This window comes from Shewanella ulleungensis (assembly GCF_014648315.1).
Lineage (GTDB): Bacteria > Pseudomonadota > Gammaproteobacteria > Enterobacterales > Shewanellaceae > Shewanella > Shewanella ulleungensis.
The window spans coordinates 116,832-135,078 of the sequence record NZ_BMQW01000008.1; the positions used below are offsets into that span (position 1 = coordinate 116,832).

The window sequence follows — 18,247 nt, forward strand, 5'->3', positions numbered from 1 at the left end:
TTATCACTTTATAACCTAGGATAGGCTGAGGATAGTTGAGGTTAGTTGCGCTTAAGTGACTCATTAAGTTGATCAGCTTCATCTTGTTTCTTCTTACGGCATGCAGCGATGTCATCAGGATGACCGTGTTTGCATGGATCACTAGCTAAAATCGCCATAGGTAGATTGAATATCATATAATCTGTATCATTTTTATTATCGTCTGCATTGCCAGCATTGCCTAAACGGTTAGGCGACGTGCCGCTACAGGCTGTTAAGACAAATAAACTAGACAAAATCAGACTCGATAAGAGGGTTGATTGAATAAACTGCTTTTTCATTATTGAGTTACCCTTTGTTTTTCACGCGCTAAACTCATCATCCTAAACATTCCCCACGCCATAATCGCGCCACCAATAACCAACATTGCATTAATGATCATTGGGTGAGCCAGCATAGGTAAAAAGCCTTCGTCAAAGCCGGCAAAAATGCCGTAAAGCCCCAGACCAAACAATAAGGTACCGGGAAAATCGATGATGGCCACCATCAGCATACTGCGGTTAATTCGTGCTAATGCTGTTTGTGTTGTTTCTTGAGTCATAAATTCATCCTTGGGTGTATTCCTTATGTAACGCTTATCACTCTGACATCGATTGTTAATTTGAGTTCAAATAGTAACCCGAACTCGGGATAATAAAGACTATGCTGCTGGGTCCAATAGCGAAATAATCGAAAAAAATCCGCCTTGAGGATCATTGAGTACCGAAAAACGTCCCACATTGGGGATATCAGTGGCAGGAACACACACTGTCGCGCCCAAGCTTTTGGCTTTAGCCACTGAGGCATCACAATCTTCAACGGCAAAATAGTTCATCCAATGCGAAGGTGCGTCGCCCCACTCTTCGGTCATCTCCATCATGCCACCTATCGCTTGCTCACCCACATACCATTCGGTGTACTCAAAATCGGCCATGTCTGCTAATTTCGTGTGATAGCCTAATACCTCACCATAAAACGTTTTAGCAGCATCACTATTTCGACACGCTAACTCAACCCAGCATAAGGTATTTGGCTCTTGAGCACGTTTAATACCAATATGATCTTGCCCCTGCCACAGTGCAAAGCGACTACCTTCGGGGTCGGTACATAACGCCATAGAGCCTGCATCACCAACGGCATGTGGCCCAGCTATCACTTGCCCGCCGCCTTTTTTGACTAACTCAGCCGTTACAGAGACATCATCAACAGCAAAGTATACTGTCCAGTGTGTCGGCAAGGATTTCATATTGTCTGGCATTGGATACATGGCACCAATATCATCACCATCTATTTGCAACATAGTGTAGTGACCTTCTGGCATAGGCATATCGTCTGCGTCCCAACCAAATAATGCCTGATAAAACGCTTTACCCGCATCCCAATCATGCGTTGCCAGTTCTAACCAGCATGGTTGCCCTTGTTGATATTGTTGTACTTTCATTATTGTTATCCTGTTGTCGCAATTGCTGCTCCGTCATGGTTATAAGTTAAGTTGATATCACCAAAAAAGCAAAAAGCCTTCAAAAGAAGGCTTTTTAAAAAATGCACTGTTCAAATTAGTTTATTTAAATACCGGTAAAATGTCAGCCATTGCTAGTAAGTGACAGGTTGCGGTAATAATACCAAACAACACAACAACCACGATTAATGGAGTACCACCGGGCACTTTAAAACCATTTGACTCCGGGTACAATTGACGCACTTTATAGGCTAACAAAGCCGGTACGATCACCGCCCAAACGGTTGCGGCTAATGCGGCAAAACCAATGGCAATAATAAAACCATTAGGAAATAATAAGCCCAAAATTGTTGGTGGAATAAAAGTCACCGCTGCGGTCTTAATTCGGCCTGAGCGTGAATCATCAAAACTAAATAAATCGGCAAGATAATCAAATAACCCTAAGGTAACCCCTAAAAACGATGACGCTACTGCCAAGTTAGCAAATAACGTCAGCATATTGTTCAGCCACTGGCTTGCCATTGCACCAGACAATGCCTCAACGAGTACTCCAATGTTACCGCCTTTAGCAATAACATCAGCAAATTCGCTGCGTGGAATATTTCCCATGGTCGCAATCAGCCAACATACATAGATAACCAGCGCGATACTGGTACCCACCACGATGGCTTTTACAATGGTATTAGCATCTTTACCATAATATTTAACTAAGCTAGGCACATTACCATGATAACCAAAACTGGCTAAACCAAAGGGGATAGCAGCAAATAAATACGGCAAGTAACGGCTTTCACCATCTGGCAATATTAGCTTAGTGCTGTCAATTTCAATCAATAGATTACCGATTGCCAAAAAGAAGGTAATCACCATACCGCCGAGCATGATGGTGGTAATACGGTCAACCGCTTTAGTGCTAATCAATACGATGAACGCTAACACTGCAGCAAACACTAAACCAGCAACGCTTTGAGGTAAGGTTACACCAAGCGCCGATAAGCTATGATTAACAATTGAACTGCCACCACTGATATAGGCGTAGGTCAAAATGTACAATACAAACGCAATGGATACGCCATTTATAACACGCCAGAATTGGCCTAAAGTTTCGCGGGTTAACGTGTCAAAGCTAGCACCTGGTTCAAAATGCAAATTAGCTTCAAGCAGAAGTAAACCCGACATTAACATGCAAAACCAAACACCTAATAGCATGGCTATCGAATAGCCAAACCACATTCCCGCCCCAACGACCGGCAATGAAAACATGCCCGCACCTACGGTTGTGCCGGCAATAATCATCGCGCCGCCCAATAAGGATTTACCTTGTGGACGGTGCTTGGCAGCATTCATATGGTTGGCCATTATTGTCCATGCTCCGCTTGCACACTATCAACAATGGTTTGTCTTACAGATGAGCTCAATAATTGGTTAGCATGGTCGCGAATTCGAATGACTTCAGAACGGTGCTCAACACTGCATAGATAACCTAACTCTTTAAGCTTAACGCTTAGAGTATTGTAGAGTTTCTTATCGTAAAACTCTGGTGCTGTAATACCATGCAATGCACCTAATCGCTGTGCTAAAAGGTGACTGTCAGTTTCTAGTTCTGAGCGCTCTAGATCAGGCTTTATTGCCAGTAAGTTAAAAATAATGGCATAACGCTGCAATGTTTCACTGATGGTTTCTGCTAGCAATAATAATTGTGCGGTGTAGTGAGGAGCCACTTCAAATTGTGTGTCACCACTGAGCAAACCCTGTTCAACCATAAAGTCTAAAATATTATCGATATGTTGTGGCAGGTCTTCTATACCCATGAATAATTCGGCTTTTAACAAAGGATAAAAATCCATCACAACTGCATGGATTTTGTCTCGCTCGCAAATATCATATTGGACCAAACAGCTCGCCACTAGAGACGGTACAGCCATTAAATGAATGATATTGTTTCGATAGTAACTCATGGTAATAGCGATTTTTTCATCTACTGAAATAATCTCACCAATGGCATCTTTTGTACTAACAAACTTATTCAGTGATAAACAATGATCAACAATAGTTTTACCATTCCCTTCTGCCACAGAAGCATAATTTGTATAGGGTACGGTTTTAAGCATTGCTAAATACAAATCTAATTGACGCTCTAACAAGCTACGCTCTAATGCGTTACGCTCAGATGCTAACAAGACTAAACTGGTTAATGTCACTGAACTCGCGGCTGCGGCACCGTTAATATTAGTCATCACACGATTAGCCAATAAATTAACTGATGGTGTAAACCAGGTTGGTTTTTGTTCAGGATCGTTAGCTACTTCTTCACGCCAATCTGGAGCCTGTTGATTTAAAAAGTTTTGTAGGTTAATTGGTTCGCCAAAATTTACGTATCCTTGACCAAAATTACCTAACTTACGAATGGCACCAAACAATTGCCAAACTGACTCTTTTTGCTTTTTCTTACCGCTTAACTCTTTATGATAAGTGGCAACTTCCATCACATGGTCATAACCTAAATATACAGGCACAAGCGTTACTGGACGCTCAATTCCGCGCAATACGCTATTGATGGTCATGGCTAACATGCCCGTTTTAGGCGCAAGTAAACGTCCGGTGCGAGAGCGACCACCTTCAGTGAAGTATTCAACCGAGTAACCTTTAGCAAATAACTGGTCTAAATACTCGCGAAACACCGCGGTGTATAGCTTGTTACCATTAAAGCTACGGCGAATGAAGAACGCACCGCCACGGCGGAACATTGGGCCAGCAGGCCAGAAATTAAGGTTGATCCCTGCTGCAATATGCGGTGGGACCATGCCCTGATAATACAAAATGTAAGAAAGTAGTAAGTAATCCATATGACTACGATGACACGGTACATATACAATTTCGTGACCATCATGGTGTAATTGACGGATCTGCTCTGCACCTTTGATATTGATACCACTGTATAACTTGTTCCATAACCAAGTAAGAAAGCGCTCTGCAATACGAATTAAACTGTCAGAATAATCTGTGGCAATTTCGTCCAAATATTCAATCGCTGTTTCGCGGGCTTTCTCAGGTGACACTTTCTTATTAATGGCTTCTTCTTCAATCGCTTTTTTGATTGAATCCGATTTAAGTAATGAAGCAAAAAACATTTGTCTGTTGGGCAACTGTGGACCCGTCATCACTTTACGTTGGCGGCTAAAGTGCACGCGAGCAACACGCGTTAATTTATGGGCAATACTTTTATCAAATCCATGTTCATCTGCCATGTAGCGTAAAGATAACGCATTAGAGAACTGGACAAAGTTATGTCGACCAAGAAATAAAATCATTAACCATTTTCGTAACCACGTTGGGCTTTCACGCTCCAACACTGCCGCTTTCATGCTGTCGTCTTCTTTACCGGGCGTGCGCCCCCAGTACAAACTCACTGGTACTAGCTGTATGTCCAGTTCAGGACGTTGACGGTGAAGAGCTAACAAACTGGTAAAGCTGTCGATAAACTTTTCGCCACTTTCACGCTTGCCAAAAAGTGGTTTTCGCCCTTCTAAACACACAATCCGGGGTACTTTTAGGCCATCAACGATGAGTGGGTCATATGGACTTGGCATCCCAAAGCCCTCAGTGATTTCGCTTAGTGCAGCGGCATCACTGATTGACTCTGTTTTCATGACATAAACCAATGGTTTATTCGGATCTAAATTAAGATCATCAAAAGGGTCATGTGGTACAACAATGGTTTGAACCATCCATTTTTGTACCCATTTTAATGCACGTAAAAATATTGAATTTGGTTTTGACATAGTTACTTTCGCAATATAAGCCACTGTAATATTGCTGCATAGGATACCAGAAACCACCCTTGATACACTATCTGGCTGTTTTATCTTTACTTTGTGAACCGCCTTGAACTCAACAACTTAATTAAAATCTAGAATTAAACCGATATAAAACATTAGGATAGGTAACAATGCCGTAACAAAAAACAAAAAACAGTTGGTTAATACTTGCGCGAACAAAAACACTGTATATAATGACAGTCACTGTATAAAAAGACAGGAATCATCATGAGACCGTTAACGCCGCGCCAAGCAGAAATTTTAGACTTAATTAAAAACAATATCGCCGAAACAGGTATGCCACCGACTCGCGCTGAAATTGCAAACCGTCTTGGCTTTAAAAGTGCAAATGCTGCCGAAGAGCATTTAAAAGCACTCGCCAAAAAAGGCTTTATCGAGATCATGCCTGGCACTTCGAGAGGTATTCGCCTGCCTCATGAAGAACAACAAGAAACAGGGTTGCCGCTTATTGGCCAAGTCGCTGCTGGTGAACCCATTTTAGCGCAAGAGCATGTAGAGCAATATTATCAAGTCGACCCAAACATGTTTAAACCCGCTGCCGATTTTTTACTACGAGTTCGTGGCGACAGTATGAAAGACATTGGCATTTTAGAAGGCGATTTACTTGCCGTTCACAAAATGCAGCAAGCACGAAATGGCCAGGTAGTTGTGGCCCGTGTTGAAGACGACGTTACAGTTAAACGTTTCGAGAAAAAAGGCAATGTTGTTTATTTGCATGCCGAGAACGAAGCATACAATCCTATAAAAGTAGACTTAAGTTGCCAAAGCCTAACCATTGAAGGGCTTGCCGTTGGTGTTATCCGTAATGGAGATTGGTTATGAACAAACTAATGGGCACTGCCCCGCGCCACCCAGGCTTATGGGTAGATTCAACAGAAGCAGAATTGCATGGCAATCAAACCATTCAAACATTAAAAAGCGTAACTCAAGGTGAGTCAGAATTAGGGCAACTCTGTAGCCAGTTAGCAAGTTTAAGCCGACAAGGGCGCTGGATAGTACTAATTAGCCCACCACATATTGGTTATAAACATATGCTTGCAAGTGCTGGCGTAAGAATGGACCGAATCTTATTAGTACACACTAAAGATGAAGTTGAAACTTTATGGGCAATGGAAAAAGCGTTAACCAGTGGCACTTCAAGCGCGGTAATTACCTGGACTAGCTCATTAGACGCCCGTGATAGCCGTCGTTTAGAAATTGTTGCAAAAAGTGCACGCGCTTTCGGTGTTGTGATTGAAGATGTGAACACTCACTTACCTGAAAAGCACCAAATAGTTAATCCAGTTATGCCATCTGCGACAAGTAATTTTTCAGCATTTCATTAAGCACGAACCCTTCAACACCAAGCCCTGCATCCAATTCAGGGCTTTTTTTTACCTTTTTTCAGCAAATTAGCTAACAAAGTGATCTTGATCAATGTTTGATCTACACGTAATGTTGTTAACAAGGATGAAACATTTTTTATCCTTAATCTGACGTTATTTGGCAGACACTATTGCCATCGATGGGAATACGTCAACATAGATTGATTAGTTCAGTCGTAGGTACAAGCGTGGTATTCAGCTAACAATAAAAACGTAGGCTGCCAGTTTACAACCACCAAGGTACTTTGAGGTCATCAAACTTTTTTGGGAACCGAAGAGTTTGCATAGAGCAGAGACTTACTGTGTGACTCTTCTTTGTAGTTGCTATTTGCAATTAGCAGAGGAGAAGTCTTGTGAAGCAATGGTGGTATTGTTTATTGGTTGTGCTGTTAGCACTTCCGCTAGGGGCAGCAGAAATGCCCCTCAACATGACTCAGGGCGTAACAGATATTAGTGGTAAGGTTTACGACCTCCACATGACCATTTTGTATATCTGTTGTGCTATTGGGTTAGTGGTGTTTGGGATCATGATTTACTCAATGATCTATCATCGCAAATCTAAAGGCGCTGTCGCGGCCAATTTTCACGAAAGTACCAAAGTGGAAATAGCCTGGACAGTCATCCCGTTTATCATATTGATTGCTATGGCCATTCCGGCTACTAAAACTCTAATAGCAATGGAAGATCCTAGCAATGCAGATCTGACTATTAAAATCACCGGATCGCAATGGAAATGGCATTACAGCTATTTCGACAAAGACATCGAGTTTTACAGCACACTCTCAACCCCAAGAGAACAGATTGATGGTGATCAAACCAAAGGTGAAAATTACCTACTTGAAGTAGATAAGCCACTGGTACTGCCAATTAATCGTAAAGTGCGTTTTTTAATGACCTCTGACGACGTTATCCATTCTTGGTGGGTTCCCGCATTTGCGGTTAAAAAAGATGCTAATCCAGGTTTTATTAACGAAGCATGGACACGTATTGATAAACCCGGCATCTATCGCGGTCAATGTGCTGAACTGTGCGGAAAAGATCATGGCTTTATGCCCATTGTGGTCAATGCGCTCTCTGAAGCGGATTTTGACAACTGGTTGATTGAGCAGAAACAGTTGGTTAAAACCGAAGCTGCAGAAGCTGCAGCGTCTATGTCGCAAACCTTATCTCTTGTAGATTTAAACCAACAAGGTGAACAAGTATATCTTGCGCGCTGCGCGGCTTGCCATCAGCCCAATGGCGCAGGTCTTCCTGGTGTATTTCCGTCTCTTATCGGTAGCCCTATTATTAAAGGTCCGGTAGAAGAGCACCTAAATATTGTTATCAACGGCAAGCCCGGCACAGCCATGCAAGCCTTTGCCAAGCAAATATCGGCTCAAGAAATTGCCGCAGTCATAACCTATGAGCGCAATGCATGGGGCAATGATAGTGGCGATGTAGTACAAGCAGCCGATGTTGGCAACTTCTCAAATAACAGTGCAATTTCGCCTAAGCCTGCTACAGAAGCAGCCGACACAGCAGCCATTAACAATGTCGCAGAAACGCTAACTGAAACAACGCCTCAAGCAGCCGAAGCTATAGGCAAGATTGTGACCCCAGAGGAATTACCCACACTCACCATGGAACAGCTTATGGCTGAAGGTGAGCAAGTTTATGCTGCCACTTGTGCTGCTTGCCACCAACCGACAGGCACAGGAATCCCAGGCGCTTTCCCTTCACTCATTGCCAGCCCAGTAGTAACAGGGCCGATAAGCGGGCATATCGATATTGTTATGCATGGTAAACCCGGCACAGCAATGCAGGCATTTAGTCGTCAACTCAGTCCACAACAAATGGCTGCTGTGATTACTTATGAACGCAATGCGTGGGGCAATAATTCTGGCGATGCAGTTCAACCTGCCGATGTCGCAAGCCATGGACAATAGGGGAAAACCAATGAGCACAACAACGCACGATACAATCGATACTGCGCATGATGAGCATCACCACGGTGCCCCTAAAGGGCTTATGCGCTGGGTTCTAACCACAAATCACAAAGACATTGGCTCCTTGTATTTATGGTTTAGTTTCATCATGTTTTTAACGGGTGGCGCAATGGCAATGGTCATCCGCGCAGAACTATTCCAACCTGGTTTACAACTAGTTGAACCAAACTTTTTTAACCAAATGACTACAGTTCATGGCCTGATAATGGTGTTTGGCGCTGTTATGCCTGCCTTTACAGGGTTAGCCAACTGGCTAATACCTATGATGATAGGCGCGCCAGATATGGCACTACCCCGCATGAATAATTGGAGTTTTTGGATTTTACCGTTTGCCTTCACCATGCTCCTTGGTTCGCTATTTATGGAAGGAGGTGGACCTAATTTCGGCTGGACATTCTACGCACCGTTATCGACGACTTACAGTCCAGATTCGACAGCATTGTTTGTTTTCTCCATCCATATCATGGGAATAAGCTCCATTATGGGAGCGATTAATGTAGTCGTTACTATCGTAAATATGCGTGCACCAGGTATGACATGGATGAAGTTACCGTTATTTGTATGGACCTGGTTAATTACTGCATTTTTATTGATAGCGGTAATGCCCGTACTCGCAGGCGCGGTAACGATGGTGTTAACCGACAAGTTTTTTGGTACCAGCTTTTTTGATGCGGCAGGTGGCGGCGACCCTGTCATGTTTCAGCATATCTTCTGGTTCTTTGGCCATCCAGAAGTGTACATCATGATTTTACCGTCTTTCGGCATTATTTCTGCGATTGTGCCAACCTTTAGCCGCAAGCCGCTATTTGGGTATTCTTCAATGGTGTATGCAACCGCAAGCATTGCTGTTTTGTCATTTTTGGTTTGGGCTCACCATATGTTTACCACGGGAATGCCTGTATTTGCCGAGCTGTTTTTCATGTACTGCACCATGCTTATTGCCGTGCCGACTGGGGTAAAAGTGTTTAACTGGGTTGCTACTATGTGGCGAGGCTCAATGACGTTTGAAACCCCTATGTTATTTGCCGTCGCCTTTATTATTCTCTTCACCATTGGTGGGTTTTCAGGGCTGATGCTTGCCATTACCCCTGCAGATTTCCAATACCATGACACCTACTTTGTGGTGGCTCACTTTCATTATGTGCTGGTGACAGGCGCCATCTTCTCCATTATGGCTGCTGCGTATTACTGGTTGCCCAAATGGACCGGAAATATGTATAGCGAAACCTTAGGACGTTGGCATTTTTGGTGTTCGGTTATCTCGGTTAATGTGCTGTTTTTCCCTATGCACTTTTTAGGCTTAGCAGGTATGCCGCGACGTATTCCAGACTATGCAATTCAGTTTGCAGATGTTAATCAAATAGTTTCAATTGGTGGATTTGCCTTTGGTTTATCGCAATTAATATTTCTGGCAGTGGTACTTAAGTGTATTAAAGGCGGCAAGCCCGCTGGGGATAATCCTTGGCAAGCGGCTGATGGTTTAGAATGGTCAATTCCAAGTCCAGCTCCTTATCATTCATTTACCACTCCACCGGAGATTAAATGATATGAGCCCAACGCCAAAATCAAACCGTAAATTACTCACCATGCTTATATTAGGCTCAGTCGGGATGTTTGGGTTTGGGTTTGCATTGGTACCGCTATATGACGTGCTGTGTGACACTTTGGGAATTAATGGAAAACCTCAAAATAGCGCCAGCACTTATGAAGCTGTGGTTGTTGATAAAAAGCGCACAATCACCATCGAATTTGTTACCCAAGTGCAGTCGGGTATGCAATGGGAATTTGCCCCTAAAGTGAATCACATTAGTGTGCACCCTGGCGAGCTTACCCACGCTAAATTCTTGGTTAAAAACCTCTCGTCAAAAAATATTATTGGCCAAGCGATCCCTTCGGTGTCGCCAGGTCAGGGCGCAGCATATTTTAATAAGACAGAATGTTTTTGCTTCAATCAACAGCCGCTTGCCGCATTAGCTAGCGCTGAACTCCCATTGATTTTTTACGTGGACCCAGACTTACCGGCGTCCATTAATACATTGACTCTCTCTTATACCCTTTACGATATCACTGACAAACTCGCGGTATCGGCAAAGCAAGGAGCAGCAAGATGACAACAAAGTATCAAACGTATTACGTCCCAGCTCAAAGCGGCTGGCCTATTATTGGCGCTATCGGCTTATTTTTAATCGCCTTCGGCGCGGGTAATTATATTCAACAATTAGCCACAGAAAAAACCTCTGGCGGTTACATTTTATTAGCCGGTATTGCTGTGATTATCTTTATGATATTTGGCTGGTTTAAAACCGTCATTGACGAGTCAATGGCAGGCTTATACTCGCCACAAATGGACCGGTCGTTTAGACAAGGGATGAGCTGGTTTATTTTCTCTGAAATTATGTTCTTTGGGGCTTTTTTTGGTGCGTTGTTTTACGCGCGAATGATATCAGTACCTTGGTTGGGCGGTGCATCAAATAACGCCATGACTCAAGAAGTTTTATGGCCTGCATTTGAGGCGGTATGGCCTTTAATCAAAACACCAGATGGCACTACAACAGAAGCTATGCCGTGGACCGGATTACCCCTAATTAACACGATTATTTTACTGACATCGTCTATAACACTGCATTTTTCCCACATTAGTTTAGAAAAAGGCAAGCGCAAACCATTAATTATTTGGCTGGGTTTAACGGTCATTTTAGGTGCGGCCTTTCTTGGATTGCAGGTAGAAGAATACAGCCATGCTTATCAGGAAATGGGACTCACTCTCACCTCTGGTGTTTATGGCAATACCTTCTTCTTGCTCACCGGCTTTCACGGTATGCACGTCACCATTGGCACCCTATTTTTGATTATTTTATTGCTCAGAATCATCAAAGGCCATTTTACCCCAGATAAGCATTTCGCCTTTCAAGCGGGGAGTTGGTATTGGCACTTTGTCGATGTGGTGTGGTTATGCTTATTCGTCTTTGTGTACGTGTTGTAATTACAGATTAATAAGGTCGGGAGTTGGGTTGAATATAACCCGACCCTAAGGCCACCAGCAGAATCAAGATCACTACCACAGAAAATAAAACGCGTCGGCCTAGATAGCGACTCATGGGTTGTTCATGCTGACCTTTAACCATAATAAACAATGCTCTACCTAGATTAAAAACTATGAATATAAGCAACGAGACTAAAACTAACTTAACAATTAATGGGGCTGTCACAGGCAATCCTTTGAGTAGTGTGAGTGTGTCTCGAGTGTTATTGGTTTTAATTACAGTGAGCGTGTTTTGGGTTTTGGTCAAGCTTGGGTTTTGGCAGTTGGCAAGAGCTGAGTATAAACATCAATGGCAAGCAACATTGGCCGAACGTCAGCAACAAGCGCCTCTAGATTATCAGCAGCTGCTAACATTAATTAAGCCCAATAAACCAGCAGACATAACACCTGAAACAGCCTTGCTGACGGGGTATCGTTTATCGGTAAAGGCAACGCCACTCCAGCAACCATTGTTACTGTTAGACAATCAAGTGTATCAAGGTCAGGTGGGATATTTAGCTTATCAAATATTTGAAGTAACGGCCGAAAATCCCTGGATTCTCGTAGAGTTAGGCTTTATCCCCGCGGGCAATGATCGTCAAGAGTTACCTGCTTTAGCAGCAATTTCGGCAGGACAATATGAATTAACGGGTCGAGTTTATCAAAAGCTGGCCAACCCTTTAAGCGATGAGCTCCACCCAGAAATACACGCAGACAAACCTATACGCTTTCAAAATATAAATATACCTGCCTTAGCATTGCTATTGAAACACGACATTGCCACAGCGGTATTGCAACCAGATAACGTACCGCAACACTCGTTACCTCAGCCATGGGTGCCTATCCCACTGTCTGCACAAAAACACCAAGGTTATGCCTTGCAGTGGTTCACCATGGCAGCGGTGTTTTTAGGGTTAATGGGGTGGATTGCATATAAACAATATCGTAATGATACGAGGAGATAGAATGAACTCCCAACCTAAAAAAAGTAATAACACATTAATCTTATTATTGGTTGTGTTTGTGTTACCTGTCGCGGCAGCCAAATTAGTACTGAGCCTTGAGCTGTATCAAGGTGGCGCGACGAATAAAGGCGCCTTGATGTCATCTAACATTAATTATTCAACCTTAGCCATGCCCAACCCCAAACCACACACGTGGCAAATGTTGTATCTATTGCCAGAGATCTGCGAGCAATCATGTCAAGACAGATTATACGTGTTGCATCAGAGCTATATCGCCCTAGGCAAAGACCGCGACAGAGTCAGCCCGATCATTTTAATCGGCAGTAACAGTGACATTAACTCGCTAAAAAAAATGGATATTTCTTTCCTGCAAGTACCCGTCAACAAAGCGCTAGCGGCATTATTGACCCAACAACAACTGGTGATTGTCGACCCACTGGGTAGCCTAATAATGCAATACAATGATGTGACAGGCCGTGATGCCAATATCGCTCAGGGCAAAGCCATGATTGCTGATTTGAGAAAAATGCTCAAGTTATCGAGGGTCGGCTAATGGCAATTCAAAGACTCATTAAGTTCACTTTAGTTTTTACCCTCGCGGTTATTTTAATGGGTGCCTATACTCGTTTATCGGACGCGGGCTTAGGTTGCCCTGATTGGCCAGGATGCTACGGGCATCTAGCAGTACCAAGTGCCAGCCATGACCTTGCTAGCATTGAACAACGTTTTCCAGATATGACCATCGAGCCAGAAAAAGCCTGGCTTGAAATGATTCATCGTTACATTGCTGGCACACTTGGATTAATGGTATTAGCCATTCTCATTATGTGTTTTAAGCAAGCCAATGCGCCTAAAAAGCTCCCCAGCTTTATTGCATTATTGATTATATTTCAGGCCGCACTTGGCATGTGGACCGTAACAATGAAACTCATGCCTATAGTCGTCATGGCACACCTTATTGGCGGTTTTAGCCTATTCGCCTTGCTCTTATTGCTGTATTTACGCCTTAAACCCCTGCGGATCCCCGGTGGCGATAGCCATGCACGCAAATTAATGCCCTTAGCGTTAGTGTGTTTAGGGGTGTTGATTATTCAGATAATGTTAGGCGGTTGGACATCATCAAACTATGCGGCACTGGCTTGCACCTCATTACCGATTTGCGAAGGTAACTGGGTTGATAACTTGCGTTTTGCCGATGCATTTTCACCCTTTCAAGGTGAACACCCCAGTTTTGAATTTGGCGTATTAGACTACCCGACACGGATGACCATTCATATTAGTCACCGTATTTGGGCGGTAGTCACAGCGATAATGCTTATTTGGCTCGCAATGAAATTACGTTTTTCACACTCACATATTATGCGTAATAGTGCTTATTTATTACTACTACTCGTTGTTATTCAAGTCGGCCTAGGGATAAGCAATGTGGTAATGAATTTACCACTGGGTATTGCCGTGTCCCATAACGCGGGGGCGGCATTATTGTTGCTCACTTTAGTCTTTATTAATTACGCTCTGTGGCGTAAAGCATAAACGAGGATTGACCATGACAAAACCTCTTACTCTAAGCCAACCACAACAGAAACTGACGATCTCTTGGCGTGCCTATTTTGAAATGACTAAACCCAAAGTAGTGGCATTAATGCTACTGACGGTCTTAGTAGGCATGTGTTTAGCCGTGCCTGGAGTTGTGCCTTTACAGCCCTTAGTCGCCGGAATGGCTGGTATTGCTATGATGGCGGGAGCTGCTGCTGCATTTAATCATTTAATCGATCGTAAAATTGATGGCTTAATGGCGCGCACTTATAACAGGCCGTTGCCTAAAGGCAAGATCTCGACAACCAAAGCGGCAGTATTTGCAATATCACTGGGAGTCATGGGTTTTGTCGTTCTATATACATTGGTTAATCCGCTTACCGCTTGGCTAACATTTGCCAGCCTTATTGGCTATGCACTGGTTTATACCGCTTACCTTAAGCGGGCTACCTCGCAAAATATTGTCATAGGCGGTTTAGCAGGGGCAATGCCTCCATTACTTGGCTGGACAGCCGTCACTAACGAGCTACATGGCTATGCATTATTGCTCGTTATCATCATCTTCACCTGGACCCCACCGCACTTTTGGGCGCTGGCAATTCATCGCCGTAAAGAATACGCTAAAGTTGACATTCCTATGTTGCCCGTGACCCATGGGGTAGAATTCACTAAAACCTGCATTTTGCTGTATACCATTTTATTGGCAATTGCATGCTTATTACCAGTATTAGTCGGCATGTGTGGGCCGGTTTATTTAGTGGGCTCAACCATCTTAAGTTGTGGGTTTATTTACAAGGCATGGCAGCTTAAATATTATGATTACCCAGGCTTAGCGATGAAAGTATTTACTTTCTCAATCTACCATTTAATGGTGTTATTTATTGTACTGTTGGTTGACCATTATTTTTGGGTTACCCCATAGAAAGGACATTTGTATTGAAAATACTCATTGCTGCAGCTTTATTACTGCTCACAATCGCCGGGATATTTGCCTTTAAAGCAACTCAAGATAAATCACTCGATTTGGCAACTAGTTATGTATTTGAGCAGCCAAGAGCATTAGCGCCTTTTACACTAGCAGACCAATATGGCAATCCATTTACCAACCAATCCTTACAAGGTAAATGGAGTTTGTTTTTTATTGGCTATACTGCCTGCCCTGATGTATGCCCTACCACCTTAAATAAATTAGCGGCGGCGTATCCTAAATTACAAAAGATATCAGATTCGTTTCAAGTGGTGTTTGTCTCTGCAGATCCTGAGCGAGATACCCAAACGAAACGTCTCGATTACATCAACTTTTTTAATAAAGAGTTTAAAGCTGTTAGTGCAGAACACAGTGCGTTGTTTCCATTTAGTCGCGATTTAGGTTTTGTCTACGCTATGGTTGGAGAAGATAGCGACTATCAAGTCGATCATAGTGCATCGTATGTATTAGTATCTCCTCGCGGAGAGAAAACAGCGGTATTTAAAACCAAGCCTACACCAGGTCAACTGCCACAAATTCTCAACAGCGAACTGATTAATGACGTTGACCAGATTGTTAGCAATTGGCGCTAGAACAGGAAAATGTAACTGGCAGTAATGGCGTTATTCTTGCGGCCATTTGCCGTCATCTTTTGGCCTTATCCACATTTGCGAAAACCAATAATAACCCGTGCGGGTTTTGCTTGGCACAGTGCAATTATAACGCGAACGACCAGGCGCCATATCAGCAGGAGCCTGAATACTAAAGGTATCTTCCTCTATCCATATCGGCTTTTTAGCACCTTGCCCTTGGATAAAACACATTAATTGATGTGGGTACAAGTCCGTGGTGTCCAGGGTGATAACCAACTTAGGCCTAAATTTGCCAGAGGTTAACACTGGCTCACTGATATTCTGCTTCAACACTGGCATCGGCAAGCTTGAAAACTTCACAGTTAAGCTCGATAAATCGGCATAAGCATTCGCTACCGGAAATCGTGGTAAAGCTGTAATAGACGAGTACTCTCCTGCTGCACCTGATTGCTGGCCGAAACCAACAAAACCGTGTTTTTCCAAAATGGCTTCTAATTGCGCAGTGTATTCACCATAAGGATATGCAAACATTTTCGCATTTTGGCCAGTTTGTTTAAGTAACTCAGCTTCCGTAGCTAAAATATTGCTTTCCACTCGGTCGTGCCATTGTTCCACAGTTTCTTTGGGTAAACGACGAATAAGATGTTCATGCCCCCAACTGTGATTTGCAATGGTTGCGCCTTGCTCGATTAAGGTATTGATATCTTGCCAGCTCATCATGCCTTCATAACCTGCAATAATAGGCGCGGGTGATATAAACACCGTAAATGGGAACTGATGCGATGCAAGAATAGGCGCAGCATTTGTGATGATGCTTTCATAGCCGTCATCAAAGGTAATCACAATACTATTACTGGCTATTGCCGTGTTATTCTTTAGCGCATCTACGGCATCAGCTAATGGCATCACCGTAAAGTGATTGTCAGCTAAATACTGCATCTGCTCTGCAAATTGTGCTGGAGTCACACTCGTGCTTTTGGGTGTGCTATCTGAAACATGATGATATTGTAAAATCACCACCGCTTGTGCGTTAAGGTGAAACAAACTAAAACAGATAACCATCAAGCCTAAAACTATTTTTTTAACCATGATTACTCATACCTATGTCAGTTAGCGCATTACTCTTAAATCGCCATAAACATCGTCAATTATTGGCATTAGCGACACCGATGATACTGTCGAATATCACTATCCCACTTTTAGGGTTAGTCGATACCGCAGTGATTGGCCATTTAGGTCAAGCTTACTATCTCGGTGGCGTTGCACTTGGCAGCACAATTATCACCTTGATGATTTGGTTGCTCGGCTTTTTACGTATGTCGACAACCGGACTCGTCGCACAAGCTTATGGTGCAGACGATAAAGTAACTCAACAACAATTGTTGTTACAAGGTTGTATCTTAGCATTAACCTTAGGGTTTGCCTGCGTTATGTTGCAGTCTCCCATCGTAAACTTTGCGCTAAGTCTCAGTGATGCCAGCGAACAAGTGATGCTTTATTGTCGTCAATATGTCGATATTCGCATCTGGTCACTGCCGTTCGCGTTAGTCAATTTGGTGTTATTAGGTTGGCTCCTCGGGCGTCAAGCCCCAAAAGCCGCCATGTGGCAGCTCATTATAGCTAATTGTATCAATATCATCCTCGATATTGTCTTTGTTATGGTATTTAAATGGGACGTAAGAGGTGCCGCGTTAGCTTCTGTTATCGCCGATATTTGTGCATTCTCTGTGGCGCTTATTATGGTTAAACGCCACCTTGTTAATATGGGTAACTTTGATTTAAAACGCAGCTTAAGCCAGCTAACATTACGCGGATACGGCCGATTATTGTCCCTCAATCGCGACATTTTCATTCGTAGTTTGTGCCTGCAAGCAGCGTTTAGTTTTATGACATTCTACGGCGCAGGATTAGGCGATAACATCATTGCTGCTAATGCGGTGTTGCTTAATCTGTTAATGCTGATCTCTTACGCACTTGATGGCATAGCTTATTATGCAGAAGCCGAAGTCGGCCGCGCATTTGGACAAAAAAATCCTAAACTGTTACATGATAGTGTTGTGCTCGCCTTTTGCTGGTCAGCAGCAACAGCGGTACTGTTTAGTTTGTTATTTTGGGGCGCGGGAGAATGGATAATTCAACTCCTAACCAATGTTGAAACCGTACAGCACAGTGCTAACCAGTACCTTATCTGGCTAATAGTCATGCCCATTTTAGCATTCGGCTGCTACCTATTCGACGGGGTTTATATTGGCGCAGCCCAAGGGCAAGTTATGCGCAATAGCATGATTGTCTCAACCTTTACGGTGTATTTCCCATGTTGGTATTTTTTGCAGACCTGGGGGAATAACAGCCTATGGGCGGCCATGTCAGTATTTATGCTAAGCCGAAGCATTACCTTAGGTTGGCACTATTATTATAAGCTTAGATACAGACTAGCTTCCGCATAATAATCATTGATGGCGACAATGCAAAAATGTAACATGCTGACAACATTTTGTT

At 43.2% G+C, this 18,247-nt stretch carries 19 protein-coding genes; 12 read left to right on the forward strand and 7 right to left on the reverse strand.

The features are described from left to right. Nucleotides 1-41 precede the first annotated feature (41 nt). The 5 genes from IEY40_RS15155 to plsB all read right to left on the reverse strand — a co-directional run bounded on the left by IEY40_RS15155 (nt 42) and on the right by plsB (nt 5,259). Nucleotides 42-320 carry a hypothetical protein gene (locus tag IEY40_RS15155; protein ID WP_188957609.1) on the reverse strand — a complete coding sequence of 93 codons (279 nt, stop codon included), beginning with the start codon at nt 318-320 and terminating at the stop codon, nt 42-44. Beyond that, a complete protein-coding gene (locus tag IEY40_RS15160; protein ID WP_188957611.1) occupies nt 320-580 on the reverse strand; it encodes a hypothetical protein in 261 nt (86 codons plus the stop codon). The genes IEY40_RS15155 and IEY40_RS15160 overlap by 1 nt, the downstream gene beginning before the upstream one ends. A 99-nt stretch (nt 581-679) precedes the next feature. Continuing rightward, nucleotides 680-1,459, reverse strand: coding sequence for a VOC family protein (locus IEY40_RS15165; protein ID WP_188957613.1), 780 nt, complete (start codon nt 1,457-1,459; stop codon nt 680-682). A gap of 120 nt (nt 1,460-1,579) precedes the next feature. After that, nucleotides 1,580-2,836 (reverse strand): tryptophan permease, encoded by a 1,257-nt coding sequence (gene mtr / locus IEY40_RS15170; protein WP_188957615.1) that lies wholly within the window; start codon nt 2,834-2,836, stop codon nt 1,580-1,582. Further along, nucleotides 2,836-5,259, reverse strand: coding sequence for a glycerol-3-phosphate 1-O-acyltransferase PlsB (gene plsB, locus IEY40_RS15175; protein ID WP_188957617.1), 2,424 nt, complete (start codon nt 5,257-5,259; stop codon nt 2,836-2,838). Before plsB ends, mtr begins: the two co-directional genes overlap by 1 nt. Nucleotides 5,260-5,523: 264 nt before the next feature. Here plsB and lexA point away from each other — a divergent pair, with 264 nt between their 5' ends. The 6 genes from lexA (at nt 5,524) to IEY40_RS15205 (ending at nt 11,648) form a co-directional block, all read left to right on the forward strand. Then, nucleotides 5,524-6,138 (forward strand): transcriptional repressor LexA, encoded by a 615-nt coding sequence (gene lexA, locus IEY40_RS15180; RefSeq protein ID WP_188957619.1) that lies wholly within the window; start codon nt 5,524-5,526, stop codon nt 6,136-6,138. Continuing rightward, complete coding sequence (locus tag IEY40_RS15185; protein WP_188957621.1) at nt 6,135-6,641, forward strand: cell division inhibitor SulA; 507 nt, start codon at nt 6,135-6,137, stop codon at nt 6,639-6,641. Before lexA ends, IEY40_RS15185 begins: the two co-directional genes overlap by 4 nt. 392 nt (nt 6,642-7,033) lie before the next feature. Further along, complete coding sequence (gene coxB, locus IEY40_RS15190) at nt 7,034-8,605, forward strand: cytochrome c oxidase subunit II (protein ID WP_188957623.1); 1,572 nt, start codon at nt 7,034-7,036, stop codon at nt 8,603-8,605. 10 nt (nt 8,606-8,615) lie between these two features. Beyond that, the gene (ctaD, locus tag IEY40_RS15195) at nt 8,616-10,211 is read left to right on the forward strand and encodes a cytochrome c oxidase subunit I (protein WP_188957625.1); all 1,596 of its coding nucleotides are present in this window, start codon (nt 8,616-8,618) and stop codon (nt 10,209-10,211) included. Nucleotide 10,212: 1 nt separating this feature from the next. Further along, entirely contained in the window at nt 10,213-10,776 is a 564-nt protein-coding gene (locus IEY40_RS15200; RefSeq protein ID WP_188957627.1) for a cytochrome c oxidase assembly protein, read from the forward strand. Further along, on the forward strand, nt 10,773-11,648 hold the full coding sequence (locus IEY40_RS15205) for a cytochrome c oxidase subunit 3 (protein WP_188957629.1): 876 nt from the start codon (nt 10,773-10,775) through the stop codon (nt 11,646-11,648). Before IEY40_RS15200 ends, IEY40_RS15205 begins: the two co-directional genes overlap by 4 nt. 7 nt (nt 11,649-11,655) lie before the next feature. On the opposite strand, the gene IEY40_RS15210 is transcribed toward IEY40_RS15205, so the two are convergent. Then, the gene (locus tag IEY40_RS15210) at nt 11,656-11,874 is read right to left on the reverse strand and encodes a DUF2909 domain-containing protein (RefSeq protein ID WP_188957631.1); all 219 of its coding nucleotides are present in this window, start codon (nt 11,872-11,874) and stop codon (nt 11,656-11,658) included. Between IEY40_RS15210 and IEY40_RS15215 the strand changes: the two genes are divergently transcribed. From IEY40_RS15215 to IEY40_RS15235, 5 genes are read left to right on the forward strand one after another with little or no spacing between them, the layout of a single operon-like run. Continuing rightward, on the forward strand, nt 11,822-12,652 hold the full coding sequence (locus tag IEY40_RS15215) for an SURF1 family protein (RefSeq protein WP_188957633.1): 831 nt from the start codon (nt 11,822-11,824) through the stop codon (nt 12,650-12,652). The two genes, IEY40_RS15210 and IEY40_RS15215, sit on opposite strands and share 53 nt — an antisense overlap. A gap of 1 nt (nt 12,653) precedes the next feature. Next, the gene (locus IEY40_RS15220) at nt 12,654-13,205 is read left to right on the forward strand and encodes a redox-active disulfide-containing membrane protein (RefSeq protein WP_188957636.1); all 552 of its coding nucleotides are present in this window, start codon (nt 12,654-12,656) and stop codon (nt 13,203-13,205) included. Continuing rightward, nucleotides 13,205-14,185, forward strand: a complete 981-nt coding sequence (locus tag IEY40_RS15225) for a COX15/CtaA family protein (RefSeq protein ID WP_188957638.1) — start codon at nt 13,205-13,207, stop codon at nt 14,183-14,185. Before IEY40_RS15220 ends, IEY40_RS15225 begins: the two co-directional genes overlap by 1 nt. A 13-nt stretch (nt 14,186-14,198) precedes the next feature. After that, entirely contained in the window at nt 14,199-15,110 is a 912-nt protein-coding gene (cyoE, locus tag IEY40_RS15230) for a heme o synthase (protein WP_188957640.1), read from the forward strand. Between the two features lie 14 nt (nt 15,111-15,124). After that, complete coding sequence (locus IEY40_RS15235) at nt 15,125-15,748, forward strand: SCO family protein (RefSeq protein ID WP_229777128.1); 624 nt, start codon at nt 15,125-15,127, stop codon at nt 15,746-15,748. A gap of 30 nt (nt 15,749-15,778) precedes the next feature. Here the strand turns inward: IEY40_RS15235 and IEY40_RS15240 are convergent, their stop codons facing one another. Continuing rightward, entirely contained in the window at nt 15,779-16,837 is a 1,059-nt protein-coding gene (locus IEY40_RS15240; protein WP_188957642.1) for a polysaccharide deacetylase family protein, read from the reverse strand. Nucleotides 16,838-16,851: 14 nt separating this feature from the next. Here IEY40_RS15240 and IEY40_RS15245 point away from each other — a divergent pair, with 14 nt between their 5' ends. Beyond that, on the forward strand, nt 16,852-18,195 hold the full coding sequence (locus tag IEY40_RS15245; protein WP_188957644.1) for an MATE family efflux transporter: 1,344 nt from the start codon (nt 16,852-16,854) through the stop codon (nt 18,193-18,195). Nucleotides 18,196-18,247 lie beyond the last annotated feature (52 nt).